Genomic DNA, 17,811 nt, shown 5'->3' on the forward strand with positions numbered 1-17,811 from the left:
TATACCGGTGATTCTTTCGCCAGACCTCGGGTGCAACGCGTATAGGCCCATGCAATCTAACGGATATCCGCTTTCATGACTGTGCGTTTCGTCCGGCCCGTGTCTTTCGCGGCCTACCTTTCCCGTTATCTCGGCTTTGCCGGTCTGGTGTTGTTTCTCATCGCCGCCGGGCTTCACCGTTTCGGGCCATTGACCACCCCGGACTTCGTCGGTCTGGTGTTGATTGCCGCCGCCATAGCCGTGCTGGCAATGCTTCTGGCTTTGATCGGGCTGGAGCGTCTTTGGACGAAAGGATCGAAAGGCGGTCTCTGGGCACTGGCGGCTCTGATCTTTTCGAGCCTGCCATTGGGTGTTGTCGGCTATGGTGCTTTCCTCTATTGGCAACAGCCGAAGATTTATGATGTTTCCACTGATCTGACGGACGTGCCGGATTGGCTGGTGCCGCCTGTGGCCAATCAGCAATGGCTTGTTCGCCCTGCCATCATTGGTGCTGAAGATCGTGCAGCACAGGCCACCGCTTATGCAAGCCTTGCCGGCCGCCGTTATGAGGGTGCAATCGACCGCATTTATGCTGCCGCACGAAAAACCGCGGCTGCACGCAAAATTCGTATCGCACACACTAAAGGTGTCATTGGAGCCACCACGGAGCCTTCCATTGGTGTGCCGGAGCAGGACAGGACGCCGCCTTCTGAGGAAACGCCGCTGGATGATCTGCCGTTGAATGTGCCCGTTCCGATGGCGCGCCCGGCCGATGCACCGCCGCCGACCTTCTTCAGTGGTAGCGGGGTTGTTTTCATGCAGGGTGAGATGCGCACTCTCGTCTGGGGATTGCGCTTCGATGTGTTGATCCGGTTGAAGGAAGAGGCAGAGACAACGGTTGTCGATGTCCGCGTTGCTTCGCGTTACGGGCCCCACGATCTTGGCATGGGCGCTGATATCGCTGAGACGTTCCTCGATGCGCTGGATGCAGAAATGCAGGGCCTCAACGACAGTTGAGACGGGCCTTCAGGCCGGAATATATTCGCCGAGAAGCGAGGGCGGGCCATCCGTCTGCACCAGACCTTTTTCAATCAGGTCCTCGATATGAGCCAGAACGGAGAGCGCTGCTGCGCCATGCAGGCGCTTGTCTGTGCTGGCGTAGATGACTTTGACCATGTCGGCAATCAGCCGGTCGCCTTCCTTGATGCGCTTGAGAACGGCTTTTTCCCGCATCCGCCGGTGCGCACGCAGTCCACGCATGAATGCGGAAGGATCACGCAAGGGGCCGCCATGTCCCGGAAGAAAAAGGCGGTCATCACGCTGAAGAAGGCGATCGAGTGATTTCATGTAGTCGCTCATCGCTCCATCTGGAGGAGCGACGATGGTGGTGGCCCACGCCATGACATGGTCGGCAGAAAAGACAATGCCGGTGCCGTCAAGTGCAAAGGCGGCATGATTGGCCGTATGACCCGGCGTGTGCAGGGCGGTAAGCTGCCAGCCGTCGCCGGAAAGGCTCTCACCATCACCAAGTGCAATATCCGGTACGAAGTCCGTATCGGAGCTTTCTGCGAAAGGATTGGTTTCGCCAACATGCAGCGGTCTTGCGGCGCGGTGCGGTCCCTCGGCCACGGTCAGTGCGCCGGTTGCCGCTTTCAGGCGATTTGCCAGGGGCGAATGGTCGCGATGCGTGTGGCTGACGAAGATATGCGTTACCTCGCGGCCTTTCAGCGCGGCCATCAGGGCTTGGAAATGTGCCTCATCTTCGGGGCCGGGATCGATCACTGCAACAGAGCGGTCACCGACGATATAGCTGTTCGTGCCGTGAAAGGTGAAGGCGGAAGGATTGTTGACGGTCATCCGCTGGATGCCGGTGGTAACGGGTACCGGTTCGCCGTAGGCGGGCTGGAAATCGAGATCGAATGCCGGGTCCGCCATCAAGACCTCCTGAAGTAATGCCATGCCAACCAAAGCCACGGTCGACGCCGCGCAATCTTCAAGCCCTAACATGCCCTCTCGGGTGCGGCACTCAAAAAGCTTGGGTTTTGTGAAAAAATAACGAGAAAGGTGATTGCCGCTGCGGCCCGGCTTTGCTAATCAGGCGCGGATCGGACAGCGGTGTTTCGCCTTGCTGTCCTGTTGGGGCGTCGCCAAGCGGTAAGGCACCGGTTTTTGGTACCGGCATTCCCAGGTTCGAATCCTGGCGCCCCAGCCATTCAAGATACCCTCCCGAAATTCTTTTGCTGCGATATGAAGAAGCAGATTGCAGGATTTTGCGCCTGCATATTTGCGTTGTGCCAATTCCCAAAGGCCACTGAATTTAACACGTCTTGCAAGAACATAAAGTTTTGGCATGATTGACGTGTTGTTGGTGGGAGATTCTCATGGAACAGATCTTGATAAATCTGATCGCCGGCGCTGTCGGTGGGAATGCTATCGGAAAAACATCATCAAACTTTGATATCGGCACCATAGGCAACACGATTGCCGGAGCCTTGGGGGGAGGTCTTTTAGGTCAACTGGTAACGCTTTTGATACCCGCGATTTCCGCGGCGGCTCAGGCGGGCAATCTGTCCGTGGGAGGCGTGGTGACGCAATTGGTTGCCGGTGGCGCGGGTGGCGCCATACTGACGGCGATTATCGGTGCAATTAAAAACCGCAGTGCTTGAGGAGGCCTGAATGGCTCATAAATTCGAAATTTATAAAGACAAGGCTGGCGAATTCCGTGTTCGCTTCAAATACAACAATGAAGTCATCTTCGCGACGGAAGGTTATGCTTCCAAGGCAAGCGCGCAAAACGCCATCGCCTCAATCAAGAAGAATGGCCCGGACGCACCGACCGAAGATAACAGCTAAGCCGAATGAACGGCTTGCTCTTTGGTGCGAGCTTTTCAGAAGAAGTAACCGCATCCACTGGTCACCGCGCTTCATCGGTGATGTGAGTTCTGCGGGGTACCTGCGGCGATTGCGTTTTGAGCACTCGCCGCAGACTTTGTCAGTGTTTTGAAGCCCGATTTACAGGGCGATATCGGGAACCTTTTTCGCAGGCTCGCCAGCCGGTGCCGTTGTGCCGGAGTTCAGCGCGTCGCGATTGATCTGCGGCGGCGTCGGCAGTTGCAGCTGTTCGGCGGTGTAGGCCCATTCCTGCTGCACCATGTCGGCGGAATCGTTCAGCTTTGTACCGTAGCTTGGAACGATCTGGCGGATTTTGGCCTGCCATTCCGGCGTTGCTACCTTGTCCTTGAAGACCTTTTCCAGAACGTTGAGCATGATCGGGGCTGCCGTAGACGCGCCTGGCGATGCGCCGAGGAGACCGGCAATGCTGCCATCCTGCGAGGCGACGATTTCCGTGCCGAGCTTGAGAACGCCACCCTTGTCGGCATCGCGCTTGATGATCTGGACGCGCTGGCCTGCCTGCCACAGACGCCAGTCGTTCTGCTTGGCATTCGGGAAATATTCCTGCAATGCAGCGAAGCGATCGTCGTCCGACATCATCAACTGACCCGCGAGATATTCTACCAGCGGGTATTCATCGACGCCGACGCGCACCATCGGCCAAGCGTTGCTGGTCGTTACAGAGGAAACCAGGTCGAAATAGGAACCGTTCTTGAGGAACTTCGTCGAGAAGGTTGCGAAAGGTCCAAACAGGATGACGCGCTTGCCACCGATAACGCGTGTATCGAGGTGCGGAACGGACATGGGCGGAGAGCCGACCGATGCCTTGCCATAAGCCTTTGCCAGATGCTGCATCGTCACGTCGGGATTTTCGTTGACGAGGAAGGAGCCGCCGACCGGGAAGCCCGCATAGTCGTCGCCTTCCGGAATGCCGGACATCTGCAGGAGATGTAGCGCGCCGCCGCCAGCACCGATAAAGACGAACTTGGCGTCCACGGTTTCTTCGCTGGAATCGTTCACGTTGGCGTAGGTCACACGCCAGCTTCCATCGGGATTGCGCTGGATGTCGGAAACCTCACTGTTGACCTTGAGGTCAAAGTTCGGCTGGCTTTGCAGATGCGCGGCGAACTGGCGGGTAATCTCGCCGAATTCCATGTCGGTGCCGAGCGGCGACCAGGTTGCGCCGATCTTCTGGGAAGGATCGCGGCCTTCCATCATCAGCGGCACCCACTTCTTGATCTGATCCGGATCGGTAGAGAATTCCATTCCGGCAAACAGGGGGCTGGCCTTCAGCGCCTCATAGCGCTTTTCAAGATAGGCGATATTCTCGTCGCCCCAGACGAAGCTCATATGCGGCGTGTGGTTGATGAACGAGCGAGGGTTCTTCAGAACGCCGTTCTTCACCTGCCATGCCCAGAACTGACGGGAAATCTGGAATGCTTCGTTGATTGCAATCGCCTGGGTGATCTTGACGTTGCCGTTGGCATCTTCGGGCGTGTAATTCAGTTCGGCGAGCGCGGAGTGGCCCGTGCCAGCATTGTTCCAGCCATTCGAGCTTTCGAGTGCGACGCTGTCCATCCGCTCGATCATCTTAATCGACCAGTTCGGCTCGAGTTCGCGCAGCCAAACACCGAGGGTCGTGCTCATGATGCCGCCGCCAATCAGCAGCACGTCGACCTTCTGCGTCGGGCTATTTGCCGATACCGGCGAAGATGGCAATGCGGCTGCGGCAAGTCCTGCCAGCGCGGTGCCGAGAACCTGTCTACGGTTCATGGGAAGCGAATTGTTGGAAAAATCGGTGGTCTGAAATTTGTCTTGATCGATGGGAGTCACGGCCATACCTGGTTCTTGTTGTTTGTCAAAACACTCCTCCCAGCGGCCCCGTTATAGCAATCAACCGGTGGGCACAACCCGGCGATCGGCTGCTTCTGTCAAGCGAATTACCTCTAAATTCATGGGGGCATATGGTCGCGCCCCTGCTTTTCAGGCGTCTTTTTTGACGCATATTTGCCATCTTCGGGACGATGCGGCGTCATTCAAACGGTTGAAACGTCAAAACCAGCAGAACGGGTGCAAAGGTTAGGAAACGCTGCCGTCAAGCGTGTCGTGCATGGGTGATATGCGCTCAGAGACACGAAAAAAGCTCAAAAAATAACAAGGCCCGCCTGTTTTCTGGGCGGGCCTCTCTGTTTTTAGACGATTTCAGGCTCAGTCTGCGGCGAGAAACTCTGCGCAATAGCTGGGGCCGTTGACGCCGGGGCGATCAGAGACGGTACGAACGGAGGTGATCCGGTAATCGCTCGAAACGGTCAACTGCACGGTGCAGGAAAGATAGGCGGTGCGGGCAGGAGAAATCTGGCGGCCACGCTTGCCGTCCTTACCTTCCTCGAACTTCGCGGGAACGGTTGCCTTCTTGTAACCGCCACGCCAGTTGTAGATGGTCGAGCTACCGGATTCAGTGTCGCTCTGCGGAGGGCCAAACTTTGCGAAGAAAATGCCGGCCGACTGACCGACCCAACGGGCTTCAACGGGGCTCTTCTGGATGAATGAGGGAGCGGAGCCTGTCGAGGTGGTGCAGGCGGAAAGCGCAATTGCCAGTCCTGCGAGCGTTACGCTGCGAAATTGCATGGTGAGGTGTCCTTTGTGCCGTGTCCGGCCCTTCTGCCGTTCATTCTGTTCCCCTAGCAGATTTGATGACGGGCGGCAGGGGAGGCTTTAGCTTTGACGAAAATTTCCTGCCACAATTGCTTTTTTGTAACGTTCTGTAACCTGAAATACCGGCGGAGCAGGCTTTCCCTCCGGGACGTCAACCATCCGCAGGAACTTGTCATAAAAAATGCAATATCCGCTTGTCGAACGCCAGAGGCTGGTCTATAGAAGCGCCGCTGGTCACGGAGTGTAGCGCAGTCTGGTAGCGCACCACGTTCGGGACGTGGGGGTCGGAGGTTCGAATCCTCTCACTCCGACCAGCTGAAAAAAGCCTTTAAATCAAAGGCTTAAAAATTCCCGATACTTCATGGACATCTACGCATTTCACCTGCGGACTGGAAATCGGACCGTTTGGTGTCCAATTCGTAAACGCAACTTCGTAGTTTCCTGTCCTAAAAAGGGAACACGAACGCTCCCCAGCCGTTATTCATCCAGAACAGCAATGGAGGATAACATGCTGAAGGGTATTGCACTTTGGGCCATGGGCGTTCCGATCTTCGTGATCATTCTGCTTTACATGTTCGTATTTTAAGCGAGCCCATATCTTGGGTACGCAATAAAAAAGGCGACCGCGGGTGCGGTCGCCTTTTTTGTTTTATTCCAACTGACTTAGTCCAGTTCGCTGATGATACGTGACGCTGTTGCCGTATCCGTGCGACGGATTTCAATGTCATCGCGGTGCTTGGCGAGGAGTTCGCTGGCAAGCAGCTTTTCAGCCAGTTCGGCGGGTAGGGACAGTACGACCCTGTCACCCTTAACCTCTGCATCACCGGCGTTGCGCTTGCCGAGGATCATGCCACCGGCCACCGTGTTGTTGGTGTCGGGATCGATCAGAATGAAAGAGCCGGTTGAGCGGTTCTGCTCATAGGGATCGAAGATCGCTGTTTCGTCGAAGGAAAGCCGCACCTTGCCGATCGCATTCATCGGCAAAGTGGTTTCATGTGCCTTCCACTCTCCAACCTTGAGATCAAGCTGTGTGACTGGCTGGACGCTGACGCGCTGGCGGCGGCTGCCGCTTTTCAGCCAGTAGCGTTTGCCGGGTTCGATACCGCCTGGCTGCAACGCCACGAGCTGCGCATCAAAGGCAAGGCCCGTCTGCGGCTGCGCCTCGATGGAGACAATCATGTCGCCACGCGAAACATCGACCTGGCGGTCGAGAACCAGCGTGACGGCATCGCCTGCGACGGCGGCATTGCGCACCAGATCGAATGTCACGATCTGCTTGATATTTGCCACCATGCCGGAGGGAAGAACGACGACGCTGTCGCCCGGCTTTACCGAGCCGCCCGCGACGGTGCCCTGATAACCACGAAAGCTTTCACCGGGGCGCGATACGCGCTGTACTGGCAGACGGAAGCCACCGGACTGTGCAGAACGCACTGTTGCCAGCTCCAGGGTTTCCACCAGTGTCGGTCCCTCATACCAGGGCATGGACGCCTTGCCGGAAAGAACGACGTTCTCACCCTTCAATGCCGACATTGGAATGGCGGTGATCTGCTTAATGCCGAGTGCCGAAGCAAAATCGCGGAATTCATGCGCGATCAACTCGAAGCCGGCCTTGTCGTAACCCGTCAGGTCGATCTTGTTGATGGCGAGTACGAACTGACGGATGCCCATCAAAGCAGCAATGGTGGCGTGGCGGCGGGTCTGTTCGAGAATGCCAACACGCGCATCGATCAGCAGAACGGCAAGATCGGCCGTCGAGGCGCCGGTTGCCATGTTGCGGGTATATTGCTCGTGGCCGGGGGTGTCTGCCACGATGAAGGCACGCTTGTCGGTGGCGAAGTAACGATAGGCGACATCAATGGTGATGCCCTGTTCGCGTTCTGCCTGCAATCCGTCGAGCAGCAAGGCGAAATCGGGCAAGCCGAGATCGTTTTGCTTGCCGCTGTCACGATGAAGCGTCGCAGCCTGATCTTCCTTGACCGCCTTGGTGTCCCAGAGAAGACGGCCGATCAGGGTCGATTTGCCGTCGTCGACGCTGCCGCAGGTGATCAGCCGAAGCGGGCGCGTGTCGCGCGCTGCCTTCGAATGTTCTGCAAAGGGCAGAATCGTTGCGGTAGAGGAGGGTGTTTGTGCTGCGGCGGTCATCAGAAATAGCCCTCGCGCTTCTTCTTCTCCATCGATCCGGACTGGTCGCGATCGATCGCGCGGCCCTGGCGTTCGGAAACCGTGGCGATTTCAAGCTCGGCAATAACGTCCTGAAGTGTTGCAGCTTCGGAGCGAATGGCGCCGGTCAGCGGGAAGCAGCCAAGTGTGCGGAAGCGGATCGAGCCATGCTTGATTTCTTCGCCTGGCTGCAATTCCAGCCGCTCGTCTTCGGCCAGGATCATCATGCCGTCGCGTTCGATATAGGGGCGTTCCTTGGCGTAATAGAGCGGAACCAATGGAATGTTTTCCGCTTCGATGTAACGCCAGATATCCACCTCGGTCCAGTTGGACAGCGGGAAGGCGCGTACGCTTTCCCCCTTGCGAACCATGCCGTTATAGATGTTCCACAGTTCCGGGCGCTGGTTGCGCGGGTCCCATTTATGATCGGGCGTACGGAAGGAATAGATGCGCTCCTTGGCGCGGCTTGCTTCCTCATCGCGGCGTGCGCCGCCGAAAGCGGCATCGAACTGCCCGGCGTCCAGCGCCTGGCGAAGTGCTTCCGTCTTCATGATGTCGGTATAAAGCGCCGAACCGTGGGAGAAAGGTGTAACGTTTTCCGTCTTGCCGCGCGGGTTGGTGTGGGAAATCAGATCGAGATCGTATTCTTTGACGATGTTGTCGCGGAACTCGATCATCTCCTTGAACTTCCAGCCTGTATTGACGTGCAGGAGCGGGAACGGGATGCGGCCGGGAAAGAAAGCCTTGCGTGCAAGATGCAAAAGCACCGACGAGTCTTTACCGATGGAATAGAGCATCACCGGTTTGTCGAACTCGGCGGCGACTTCGCGGAAAATATGAATAGCTTCGTTTTCAAGTGCCTTCAGATGCGGGTCGAGTGGCGGCTTGGATGCGACGGTATTCTTGCTGTCCGTCTCGTGGACTGCGTTGGACATTGGAAACTCCGGATATGTCTATGAAATGATTATCGTTGCGGGATGGCGGAAGCGGCGGAACCTTGTTCCGTGCCAGCGACGTGAAGACCGCATTCGCGTTTCTCGTCGTTTTCCCACCACCATCGCCCGGCGCGTTCGGGTTCGCCGGGCTTGATGGCGCGCGTACACGGCTCGCAGCCGATGGAGGGATAACCGCGCGCATGCAACGGATTGATGGGAATGTTCTCGGCAGTGACGTGGGCACGGATCGTTTCAATGTCCCAATCCGCCAGTGGATTGATCTTGATGAGATTCCGATCCGCGTCGAACTCGGCAAACGGCGTGGTCGCACGATTGCCAGACTGACCGCGCCGCAGACCAGTAATCCAGAAGGACGCACCTTCCAGAGCCTTGCCCAGCGGGATCAATTTCCTGACATGACAGCAGGCGTGACGGGCTTCGACGCTTTCGTAGAAGCCGTTGAGACCGTATTTTTCGGCGTAAGCATCGATATCGTCCTGTTCGGGACGGAACCGGCGAATTTCAATGCCGAAGCGATCTTCGGTTTCATTGATGAGATCGACGGTTTCCTTGAAAAGCCTTCCGGTCTCGAGTGTCACGACGTCGACCGGCAGTCGGTGCGTGCCGATAGCCGCGGTAATGACCTGATCTTCGATGCCAAGGCTGGTGGTAAAAACCGCGCGTCCGCCGAGTCCGGCGACAAATGAAAGCCGCCCAGCTAGATCGAGCGCTGCGAGTGCGGTATCAAGCGATTCGGTATCGGCAGTTGCGTTTACTGGAACAGGCATAATGCTCATTGTCACGTCCGGGATTACGATGGCCGATTATTGTTGAAATCCCGGCTTTCGGACAGAAATCACAGTCTGAGTCCGCTGCACTTCAGAGCAAATATGTCTCACGCGCGTGGGGCTCGGCGCAAAAGATGCCCGTTCACCTTGTTTCAAGGCCGTATTTGAATTGTGACAGCAACTGCGCTAAGCCTGAATTGCCATGTGTTTAGGGTTGTGTTGTACTGGTTTCACGATGATTTCCCAGAAGGCGAAATATGCGCTGAGAGCGCTGGCTGCGTTGGCAAAGTCCAATGAGGCCGGGCCTGTGCAGATTTCTGATATTGCCCGCGATCAAGCCATTCCGAAAAAGTTTCTTGAGCAGATCCTTCTGGAGCTGAAACATGACGGTATAGTGGAAAGCCGTCGCGGCAAGCAGGGAGGTTATCTGCTGCGCCGTCCGGCTAACGATATCACTTTCGGCGAAGTGCTGCGGTTGATCGATGGACCTGTTGCGCCGCTGCCCTGCCTGTCGCAGATCGCCTATCGCCGCTGCGAAGACTGCGATGGTGAGAAACAGTGCGAGATACGCCACGTCTTTGCACGCGTCGCAGACGCCACCCGCAACATCCTGTTCAACACCACCATTGCAGACGCCGTCGCCGGCGTCGAAGTGCCTGAACTCCTGACAGCCTGAGTAGAACGCCGTCGGTGCCGACCATGTTTCCAGCATGGATCGTTGCGCGTGCCATCGGCCAGGCCAATGCAGTATGCGTCACCTTGCGGGCGAAAAAATCGTCTAAAGTACGATAATATTTTCCGTGAAATGGGCGGAAAATCACCAGAAATCCGAAATGCTTTTGCATTCAGCAAAGTTTTACACGACGCTTGTTGCGCGTTTCGGTTATGGTGCGCTGTATTTGTTGCCTGCGCAAACGCTGAAGGGAAACACTTTTTCGATCGTATTCGGCCTCATTGACCAACTCTACTAGACCGGTAGAGTTAAGCCATCTTCATCAGGAGGGAATACCGATGACTAAGCTTCTGTCCGGTTTGAGCGTTGTCGCTCTCGGCCTGTCACTGGCTCTGGGGGGCGTTGGTTCGGCTTTCGCGGAAACCAAACTCCTCAATGTCTCTTACGATCCGACGCGCGAACTCTACAAGGAGTTCAACGAAGCTTTCGCCAAGAAGTGGAAGACAGACACGGGCGAGGATGTTACCATCCAGCAGTCACATGGTGGTTCCGGCAAGCAGGCACGTTCGGTTATCGACGGCCTTGAAGCCGATGTCGTCACGCTGGCACTGCAGAGCGACATCGACGCCATTGTCGAAAATACCGGCAAGATCGCCAAGGACTGGCGCACCCGACTGCCACACAATTCTTCACCTTATACCTCGACCATCGTTTTCCTGGTGCGCAAGGGCAACCCGAAGAACATCCACAATTGGGGCGATCTGGTGAAGGGTGACGTTCAGATCGTTACGCCGAACCCGAAGACCTCCGGTGGTGCACGCTGGAACTACCTGGCTGCATGGGCTTGGGCCAATGAAGAATTCAAGGGCGACAAGGACAAGGTCAAGGCTTACGTAGCCGAGCTCTACAAGCGCGCTCCAGTTCTCGACACGGGCGCCCGTGGTTCGACGGTAACGTTTGCGCAGCGCCAGATCGGTGACGTTCTGCTGGCATGGGAAAATGAAGCCTATCTGGCTGGTCAGGAATTCGGCACGGACGCCTTCGATATCGTCGTCCCACCAATCTCGATCCTCGCCGAGCCGCCCGTTGCCGTCGTTGACGCCAACGTTGATGCAAAGGGCACTCGCAAGGCAGCGGAAGCCTATCTGAATTATCTCTATTCAGATGAAGGCCAGAACATCGCGGCGAAACACTTCTACCGTCCGTCCAATCCCGCCGTGGTTTCGAAGGATCTGCTCAAGCAGCTTCCCGACATCAAGCTCGTTACCATTGACGATCCGCTGTTTGGCGGTTGGGCCAAGGCGCAGCCTGAACATTTCGGTGACGGCGGTATCTTCGACCAGATTTACAAGCCCGCAAACTAGGTGGATGATGGGCTGACGCCAAAGCCCACTCACCGGTAGCAACACCGAAAAAGCTGAGGTTGATCGACCGGACATCGTGCCGGTCGATGCTTTGTAACAAGGCCGGAGAATAACCGGTCCTCTAATCGTATCTCCGGAGCCTTGATGACCAATAACGTGTCCGGAAATAGGTGGAAGTGGCGTCAATCGAGCGTGATACCGGGTTTCGGCCTCACCTTCGGTTACACGGTCTTCTATCTGTTTCTCATTATTCTTATCCCGCTTGCCGGTCTGGTCTGGTCCACAGCAAAACTCGGTTTCTCGGACTTCATCGCTGTCGCCACGGACCGTCGTACTCTGAATGCGCTGCGCGTCAGTTTCGGTACGGCTTTCATCGCCGCTCTGGTCAATGCTTTTTTCGGCGTCGTCGTCGCCTGGGTTCTGACGCGTTACCGGTTTCCCGGCCGCCGCTTCGTTGACGCCATCGTCGATCTGCCCTTTGCGTTGCCGACGGCCGTTGCCGGTATCGCGCTGACCACGCTTTATGCCAATCGCGGCTGGGTCGGTTCGCTGTTCGAGCCCTTCGGCATCAAGATCGCCTTCACGCCAACCGGCATCGTCATTGCCTTGATCTTCATTGGCTTGCCTTTCGTCGTCCGCACCGTTCAGCCGGTGATGGAGGAGATCGATCGCCAGGTTGAAGAGGTGGCTGCGACACTCGGCGCCAATCGTTTCCAGACCATCACCAGGGTTCTGCTGCCGAGCCTGACACCAGCCATCCTCACGGGCTTTGCGCTCGCTTTCGCGCGTGGTGTCGGGGAATATGGCTCCGTCATCTTCATTGCCGGCAATATTCCCTATGTTTCGGAAATTGCCCCGCTGCTCATCGTCATCAGGCTGGAAGAGTTCAATTATGCGGGCGCCACCGCGATCGCGACGATCATGCTGATCATATCCTTCGCCATGCTTTTTGTTATCAACCTGATCCAGGCCTGGAGCCGCAAGAGGTACGGTTATGTCTGATACCGTTTCCCGTACCTCGGCCAAGGCCTTCCGCGATCCCGCCAGTGAAAGTCTGCCAGCGCGGCTGACTTTGATGGCCGTCGCCTTTTTGTTTCTCGCGGCTTTTCTTGTGCTGCCGGTGATTTCGGTGTTCTTTGAGGCATTCCGCAAGGGACCGGACGCATTCTGGGAAGCGATCGTCGAGCCGGATGCGCTTGCTGCCATCCGTCTGACGCTGTTGGTCGCGGCTATATCGGTGCCACTCAATCTTGTCTTCGGCGTCGCGGCTGCCTGGGCAATCGCCAAGTTCGAGTTCAAGGGCAAAGCGTTCCTGATCACCCTGATCGATCTGCCATTTTCGATCTCGCCGGTCATTTCCGGCCTGGTCTACGTCATTCTCTTTTCCTCACACAGCGTTCTTGGTCCATGGCTGAAAAGCTATGGCATCGAAATCCTCTTTGCGGTGCCGGGCATCGTGCTTGCCACGATCTTCGTGACCTTCCCCTTCGTGGCGCGAGAATTGATCCCGCTGATGCAGGAGCAGGGCAATGGCGATGAAGAAGCTGCCATCTCGCTTGGTGCGTCTGGCTGGCAGACCTTCTGGTATGTCACGCTGCCAAACATCAAGTGGGGGCTGCTCTACGGGGTACTGCTATGCAACGCCCGCGCCATGGGGGAGTTCGGTGCCGTGTCGGTAGTGTCAGGGCATATTCGTGGCGAGACCAACACCATGCCGCTGCATGTCGAGATTCTCTATAATGAGTACAACATGGTGGCAGCCTTTGCTGTGGCAACCTTGCTGGCTGGTCTCGCGCTCGTGACCCTCGTTCTCAAAACAATTCTTGAAATTCGCTTTGGCGCGGGCAACGCAGCCGGCAAGCATTGAAAGGCATCTTTATGGAAGTGAAAGTTTCCAGCATCACCAAGCAGTTTGATCGCTTTCCCGCGCTGAACGACGTGTCGCTCGACATTCGCTCAGGCGAGCTGATCGCACTGCTTGGTCCGTCCGGCTCTGGCAAGACAACGCTGCTGCGTCTGATCGCCGGTCTGGAGCAACCGACCAAGGGCAGCATCTATTTCGGAGACGAAGATGCGTCACACCGGACGGTGCAGGAACGCAATGTCGGTTTCGTCTTTCAGCACTATGCGCTGTTCCGGCACATGACGGTGGCCGAGAACATTGCCTTCGGGCTCAAGGTGCGCCCTTCCGACAAGCGCCCGCCGAAGGCCGAGATCCGCAAGCGCGTATCGGAGCTTCTGGACATGGTGCATCTGTCTGGCCTTGAGAAGCGTTATCCGAGCCAGCTTTCCGGTGGTCAGCGTCAGCGCGTTGCGCTTGCCCGTGCCGTCGCCATCGAGCCGAAGGTCCTGCTGCTCGATGAACCCTTCGGCGCGCTTGATGCCAAGGTGCGTAAGGAACTGCGCCGCTGGTTGCGCGAGTTCCACGACCGCACCGGCCACACCACAATTTTCGTCACCCACGATCAGGAAGAGGCACTGGAGCTGGCTGACCGCGTCGTCGTCATGAGCCAGGGCAAGATCGAGCAGGTCGGCACGGCTGACGATGTTTACGACACGCCGAACTCGCCTTTCGTATTTTCCTTTATCGGTGAATCCTCCAGCCTGCCGGTTTGCGTGCGCGGCGGCCATATACTCTTTCAAGGCGAGCATATTGGTATCAACGAAAGCGGAGAGGCCGAAGGGGATCTTTTCTTCCGGCCGGAAGACGTGGAATTGACGGACGACAAACAGGCTCTTTATGGCAAGGTAACCACCTGTCGGAGACTTGCCGGAACGCGCATTGCCGAAATCGATATCGCCAATGCCGGTCACGAACCTTACCACCTTGAGATTGAAGTTCCACTCAACGCCGCTGTGGCCGTTGGGGCTGAACTGCGCTTTCGGCCGACACGGTGGAAGGTCTTTCGCAAATAAACAGCTGAGGTGAGACCGCGATTGGCAATATTGCAGCGGTCTCCACTTTCTCAAGCAGGTGTTCCGTCAGCTCATTTCTTGGGCGGAATAGAAAGTTTGGATCGTGACTGGTAGGGGATTGAAGCCCGCTGCCGGACTAGTCACTTTGCTGAAAGCCGAGATAAACGGAAAATGGAAAAGGGCCGCCTGAGGCGACCCTTCCATGAGTTTGGTCTTCTTTCAGACCCGGGACTGTTTCTCAACGTTCCGAAGGTAGAGGGGTATTAAACCGAGGGCTGCCCCGGCGAAACCGCACCCTTTCCATTGCCTGAACCAAAGACCGAAATCTCATTAGACATTGGATCACCTCCTTCCAGTACGTTGAACATAACTCGAAGGTAGTACGATTCCTGCCGAATGCAAGTCTGTCGTCACGAAACTGTCATCACGATTTTGCCGACGTGATTGCTGCTTTCCATCAAACGATGCGCATCGGCGACCTCATCCAGAGTGAAAACCCGATTGATGACAGGGGCGATCTTGCCGCTTTCAATCAGCGGCCAGACCTGTTCGACCAGCTCGTCGCGGATCGCCCGCTTCTCGTCTGCTGTACGCGGCCGCATGGTTGACCCTGTCACCGTCAGCCGTTTGACCATGATCGGCGTGAGGTTGATTTTCTCGGTCACTGCGCCGCCCAAAAAGGCGATGATGGACAGGCACCCGTCCTTTGCGAGTGAGGCGATGTTCTTTTCGAAATAGGCCGCCCCGATCATGTCGAGAATGACGTCGACACCCTTGCCATTCGTCTCCGCCTTTACGACGGTCGCGAAGTCCTCATCGCGGTAGTTGATGGCCCGTTTGGCACCCAGCTTTTCACAGGCATCGCATTTTTCCTTTGAACCCGCCGTGGCAAAGACCTCAGCGCCGAAGGCCTTGGCAAGCTGGATCGCCGTCGTGCCGATACCGCTGCTGCCCCCGTGGATCAGAACCGTCTCGCCTTCCGTCAGGCCGGCCATCTGGAAAAGATTGGCCCAGACGGTGAAGAATGTTTCGGGCAGCGCCGCAGCCTTTACCGCGTCGTAACCCTTAGGGAAGGGCAGGGCCTGTCCGGCCGGAACAATGCAATATTCGGCATAGCCACCGCCATTGGCCAGCGCGCAAACCTTGTCGCCAATCGCAAACTCATCAACGCCGTCGCCGAGTGCCATAACCTCTCCGGCGATTTCAAGACCGAGGATCGGGCTTGCATCCTTCGGCGGAGGATAGGTGCCTTGCCGCTGGGCAACGTCAGGCCTGTTGACGCCAGCCGCCTGCACTTTCACGAGAATTTCTCCGGCACGTGGAGACGGCAACGCACCTCTGGAAAGCTGCATGACGTCGGGACCACCATGGGAGGGGAGGTCAACGAAACGCATGGTGACAGGCAGGGTCATGGCGGGTTCCTTCGTGCGGGCTGGTTCTCTGGTGGAGTTCCGACCCTAAGGGACGTATCCCGCTTATGGAAGAAGACCCTTTGTCGCGAGTGTCATTTTGTCTCGCCGAAACTGCGCAGGACAAGCCCGCCGTCGTCTTCCTTCGCCGCTTTCTTGATTGCCGCAATCTCGCTGCCGATCCGCTCCGGATTGGCAAGTACCAGGCCCTTGGGCAAAGTCAGAACGCCGATCGAGCAGCGCAGCAGCGAGAAATCCCGTTCATTGCCATGGCGATCCTGACCCTTCATGCGGCCTGCTTCGCGATCTTCCGGGGAATAAAGTTCCGCCACATCGTCGTGGAAGTCGCTGAGCAGCCGTTCAAGGATTTCGGTCAGTTCCTCCACGGTCCAGTCGCGGACGCCGATGAAGAAGTCGTCGCCACCGATATGGCCCAGGAAGCAGTCTCCGGCGAAGAAATAACGTCGTATCAGGGCGGAAAACAGGCTGATGGCGTGGTCGCCGGCGTGAAAACCGTATTTGTCGTTAAACGGCTTGAAGTTATCGAAGTCGCAATAACAGAAGAACCGGGTTTCGTCGCCGTCGCTGCAACTGTCGGCAATGAATCCCCCGATGGCGCGGTTGCCGGGAAGGGCGGTCAGCGGGTTCTGGTCCTGCGCCATCTTCAGTTGTTTTTCATTGATGACCTTGATCAGCGAGGCAGCAGAAACGACACCGGCATAACGCATGTTTTCGGTCAGGATTACGCAGGCGCTTCCGCCCATGCTGGCAAACATGTTCATCAACTGGTCGGCATTTGCATCAAGTCCGACGATGGGCGCACCATCGACAAAGTGCGAGATCGTGCGCTCATACATCTTATTTTTCAGAAGATCGCGGCCGAACGGCTGATAGATATATTCTTTCAGGTGATATTCATTGATGACGCCGCGCGGTTCTCCGTTGGCATTGAGAACCGGAAAGAACGCCTGTTGCGGGTTCTTGCGGAAAAGTTCGAAGACGCTGTCAACGCTGTCATGTTCGTAGACCGTGGGAAGCCGTTCGATTTCGCGGCGGATCAGAATCTCGTCGAGCGTCTGGCTGCTGCGACGCGAGACGCCGATGCGGTTGAGATGCGGAAAACTCTGGGGAAGTTCACTTGTGAAGACGGTCGGTCTGGCAATCAGCCATCCCTGCACCAGATCGACGCCGTATTCGCGGCACGCGAGGAATTCGGCTTCGGTTTCGATGCCTTCGGCAATGACGCGAACGCCGAGAACATGGGCGATATTGACGATGTTGCGGACGAGATGCTGCTTGCGTGGATGGTGATCGACACCACTGATGAAATGGCGATCGATCTTGAGATAGTCGAGCGGGAAGTCACACAGGAGTTTCATCTCGCCGTGGCCCGCGCCAAAATCGTCGATTGCCAGCTTGAAACCTTCGCGACGCATGCGCTCGATCAGTGCATTGAACTCCGGCACGCTGGTATTGTCGAAACGTTCTGACAGTTCGAAGCAGATCGACGAGGCGGGGATACCCGCCTTTGCGAGATTGTCGACCAGCCTGTCGAGAATGCTGTCACCGTGACGGATCATTCTCACGTCAAGATTGAGGAAAAGCGTGGCAGACGAAAAGTCGGGCAACGTCGAGAACTTTGCCAGGGCTCTGCTTGCCAGCATCTGCTCGAAGTTGATCAACTCACCATCTTCCGCGGCCTGATCGAGCAATGCCAGCGGGCTGGAAAAGCCGAGGCGATCATAGCCGCGCATCAGCGACTCATAGCCGAAAATCGTGCCTGTTGTTGCTTCGACAATGGGTTGAAAGGCGGTTTCCAGTACCAGTTTCGCCATGGGAAACATTTGCCCGGAGGCAAAACGCCGGATGACCTCTTGTTCAAACGTTGCCGCCGGCATCGAATTTTCTCCGCTCCTGTCGTTCCTTTCCGTGCCTTTAAAGGTGTTGATCAGACCTGGCGTGGAAGGACGTAATTTCTTTTGCGGCGAATGATGCATTGCAGCAGTCAACAAAAGCTTTCAGCTATGTGAAGCTTTT

Annotated in this window: 16 protein-coding genes and 2 tRNA genes; 10 read left to right on the top strand and 8 right to left on the bottom strand. The window is 56.7% G+C overall.

Annotation, left to right across the window (positions count from 1 at the left end; genetic code table 11):
- The first annotated feature begins 75 nt into the window (after window positions 1-75).
- Window positions 76-996, top strand: a complete 921-nt coding sequence (locus tag HWX89_RS12465; RefSeq protein WP_138794779.1) for a DUF1499 domain-containing protein — start codon at window positions 76-78, stop codon at window positions 994-996.
- Window positions 997-1,005: 9 nt separating this feature from the next.
- Here the strand turns inward: HWX89_RS12465 and HWX89_RS12470 are convergent, their stop codons facing one another.
- Window positions 1,006-1,914 carry an MBL fold metallo-hydrolase gene (locus tag HWX89_RS12470; RefSeq protein ID WP_138794780.1) on the bottom strand — a complete coding sequence of 303 codons (909 nt, stop codon included), beginning with the start codon at window positions 1,912-1,914 and terminating at the stop codon, window positions 1,006-1,008.
- A gap of 202 nt (window positions 1,915-2,116) precedes the next feature.
- Between HWX89_RS12470 and HWX89_RS12475 the strand changes: the two genes are divergently transcribed.
- The 3 genes from HWX89_RS12475 (at window position 2,117) to HWX89_RS12485 (ending at window position 2,832) form a co-directional block, all read left to right on the top strand.
- Window positions 2,117-2,191 (top strand) — tRNA-Gln (locus HWX89_RS12475).
- A gap of 169 nt (window positions 2,192-2,360) precedes the next feature.
- A complete protein-coding gene (locus tag HWX89_RS12480; RefSeq protein ID WP_138794781.1) occupies window positions 2,361-2,645 on the top strand; it encodes a hypothetical protein in 285 nt (94 codons plus the stop codon).
- A gap of 10 nt (window positions 2,646-2,655) precedes the next feature.
- A complete protein-coding gene (locus HWX89_RS12485) occupies window positions 2,656-2,832 on the top strand; it encodes a YegP family protein (protein WP_138794782.1) in 177 nt (58 codons plus the stop codon).
- A 159-nt stretch (window positions 2,833-2,991) separates the two neighbouring features.
- Here HWX89_RS12485 and mqo read toward each other — a convergent pair whose 3' ends face one another.
- Entirely contained in the window at window positions 2,992-4,710 is a 1,719-nt protein-coding gene (gene mqo, locus HWX89_RS12490) for a malate dehydrogenase (quinone) (RefSeq protein ID WP_138794783.1), read from the bottom strand.
- Between the two features lie 369 nt (window positions 4,711-5,079).
- A complete protein-coding gene (locus HWX89_RS12495) occupies window positions 5,080-5,499 on the bottom strand; it encodes a hypothetical protein (RefSeq protein WP_138794784.1) in 420 nt (139 codons plus the stop codon).
- Between the two features lie 264 nt (window positions 5,500-5,763).
- On the opposite strand from HWX89_RS12495, the gene HWX89_RS12500 reads away from it, so the two are divergent.
- Window positions 5,764-5,840: transfer RNA gene (locus HWX89_RS12500), tRNA-Pro, on the top strand.
- Between the two features lie 349 nt (window positions 5,841-6,189).
- Here HWX89_RS12500 and cysN read toward each other — a convergent pair.
- The 3 genes from cysN to HWX89_RS12515 are packed head-to-tail and all read right to left on the bottom strand — an operon-like array spanning window position 6,190 to window position 9,442.
- A complete protein-coding gene (cysN, locus tag HWX89_RS12505) occupies window positions 6,190-7,671 on the bottom strand; it encodes a sulfate adenylyltransferase subunit CysN (protein ID WP_178340721.1) in 1,482 nt (493 codons plus the stop codon).
- A complete protein-coding gene (gene cysD / locus HWX89_RS12510; RefSeq protein WP_138794786.1) occupies window positions 7,671-8,624 on the bottom strand; it encodes a sulfate adenylyltransferase subunit CysD in 954 nt (317 codons plus the stop codon). Before cysD ends, cysN begins: the two co-directional genes overlap by 1 nt.
- Before the next feature lie 29 nt (window positions 8,625-8,653).
- Complete coding sequence (locus HWX89_RS12515; protein WP_178340745.1) at window positions 8,654-9,442, bottom strand: phosphoadenylyl-sulfate reductase; 789 nt, start codon at window positions 9,440-9,442, stop codon at window positions 8,654-8,656.
- Window positions 9,443-9,647: 205 nt separating this feature from the next.
- Between HWX89_RS12515 and HWX89_RS12520 the strand changes: the two genes are divergently transcribed.
- From HWX89_RS12520 to HWX89_RS12540, 5 genes are all read left to right on the top strand, one after another.
- Window positions 9,648-10,088, top strand: coding sequence for an RrF2 family transcriptional regulator (locus tag HWX89_RS12520; protein ID WP_138794787.1), 441 nt, complete (start codon window positions 9,648-9,650; stop codon window positions 10,086-10,088).
- 335 nt (window positions 10,089-10,423) lie between these two features.
- On the top strand, window positions 10,424-11,449 hold the full coding sequence (locus tag HWX89_RS12525) for a sulfate ABC transporter substrate-binding protein (protein WP_138794788.1): 1,026 nt from the start codon (window positions 10,424-10,426) through the stop codon (window positions 11,447-11,449).
- 144 nt (window positions 11,450-11,593) lie between these two features.
- Complete coding sequence (cysT, locus tag HWX89_RS12530; protein WP_138794789.1) at window positions 11,594-12,451, top strand: sulfate ABC transporter permease subunit CysT; 858 nt, start codon at window positions 11,594-11,596, stop codon at window positions 12,449-12,451.
- Window positions 12,444-13,316: a sulfate ABC transporter permease subunit CysW gene (gene cysW / locus HWX89_RS12535; protein ID WP_138794790.1), complete on the top strand. Its 873-nt coding sequence runs from the start codon at window positions 12,444-12,446 to the stop codon at window positions 13,314-13,316. The genes cysT and cysW overlap by 8 nt, the downstream gene beginning before the upstream one ends.
- An 11-nt stretch (window positions 13,317-13,327) precedes the next feature.
- The gene (locus HWX89_RS12540; protein WP_138794791.1) at window positions 13,328-14,365 is read left to right on the top strand and encodes a sulfate/molybdate ABC transporter ATP-binding protein; all 1,038 of its coding nucleotides are present in this window, start codon (window positions 13,328-13,330) and stop codon (window positions 14,363-14,365) included.
- A 410-nt stretch (window positions 14,366-14,775) separates the two neighbouring features.
- On the opposite strand, the gene HWX89_RS12545 is transcribed toward HWX89_RS12540, so the two are convergent.
- Both HWX89_RS12545 and HWX89_RS12550 read right to left on the bottom strand, forming a co-directional pair.
- Window positions 14,776-15,777 carry an NAD(P)H-quinone oxidoreductase gene (locus HWX89_RS12545; protein ID WP_178340722.1) on the bottom strand — a complete coding sequence of 334 codons (1,002 nt, stop codon included), beginning with the start codon at window positions 15,775-15,777 and terminating at the stop codon, window positions 14,776-14,778.
- 92 nt (window positions 15,778-15,869) lie between these two features.
- Window positions 15,870-17,672 carry a GGDEF domain-containing protein gene (locus HWX89_RS12550; RefSeq protein WP_138794792.1) on the bottom strand — a complete coding sequence of 601 codons (1,803 nt, stop codon included), beginning with the start codon at window positions 17,670-17,672 and terminating at the stop codon, window positions 15,870-15,872.
- Window positions 17,673-17,811: the final 139 nt, after the last annotated feature.

Origin of the sequence: Rhizobium sp. RM, from assembly GCF_013390595.1 — a bacterium.
GTDB lineage: Bacteria > Pseudomonadota > Alphaproteobacteria > Rhizobiales > Rhizobiaceae > Agrobacterium.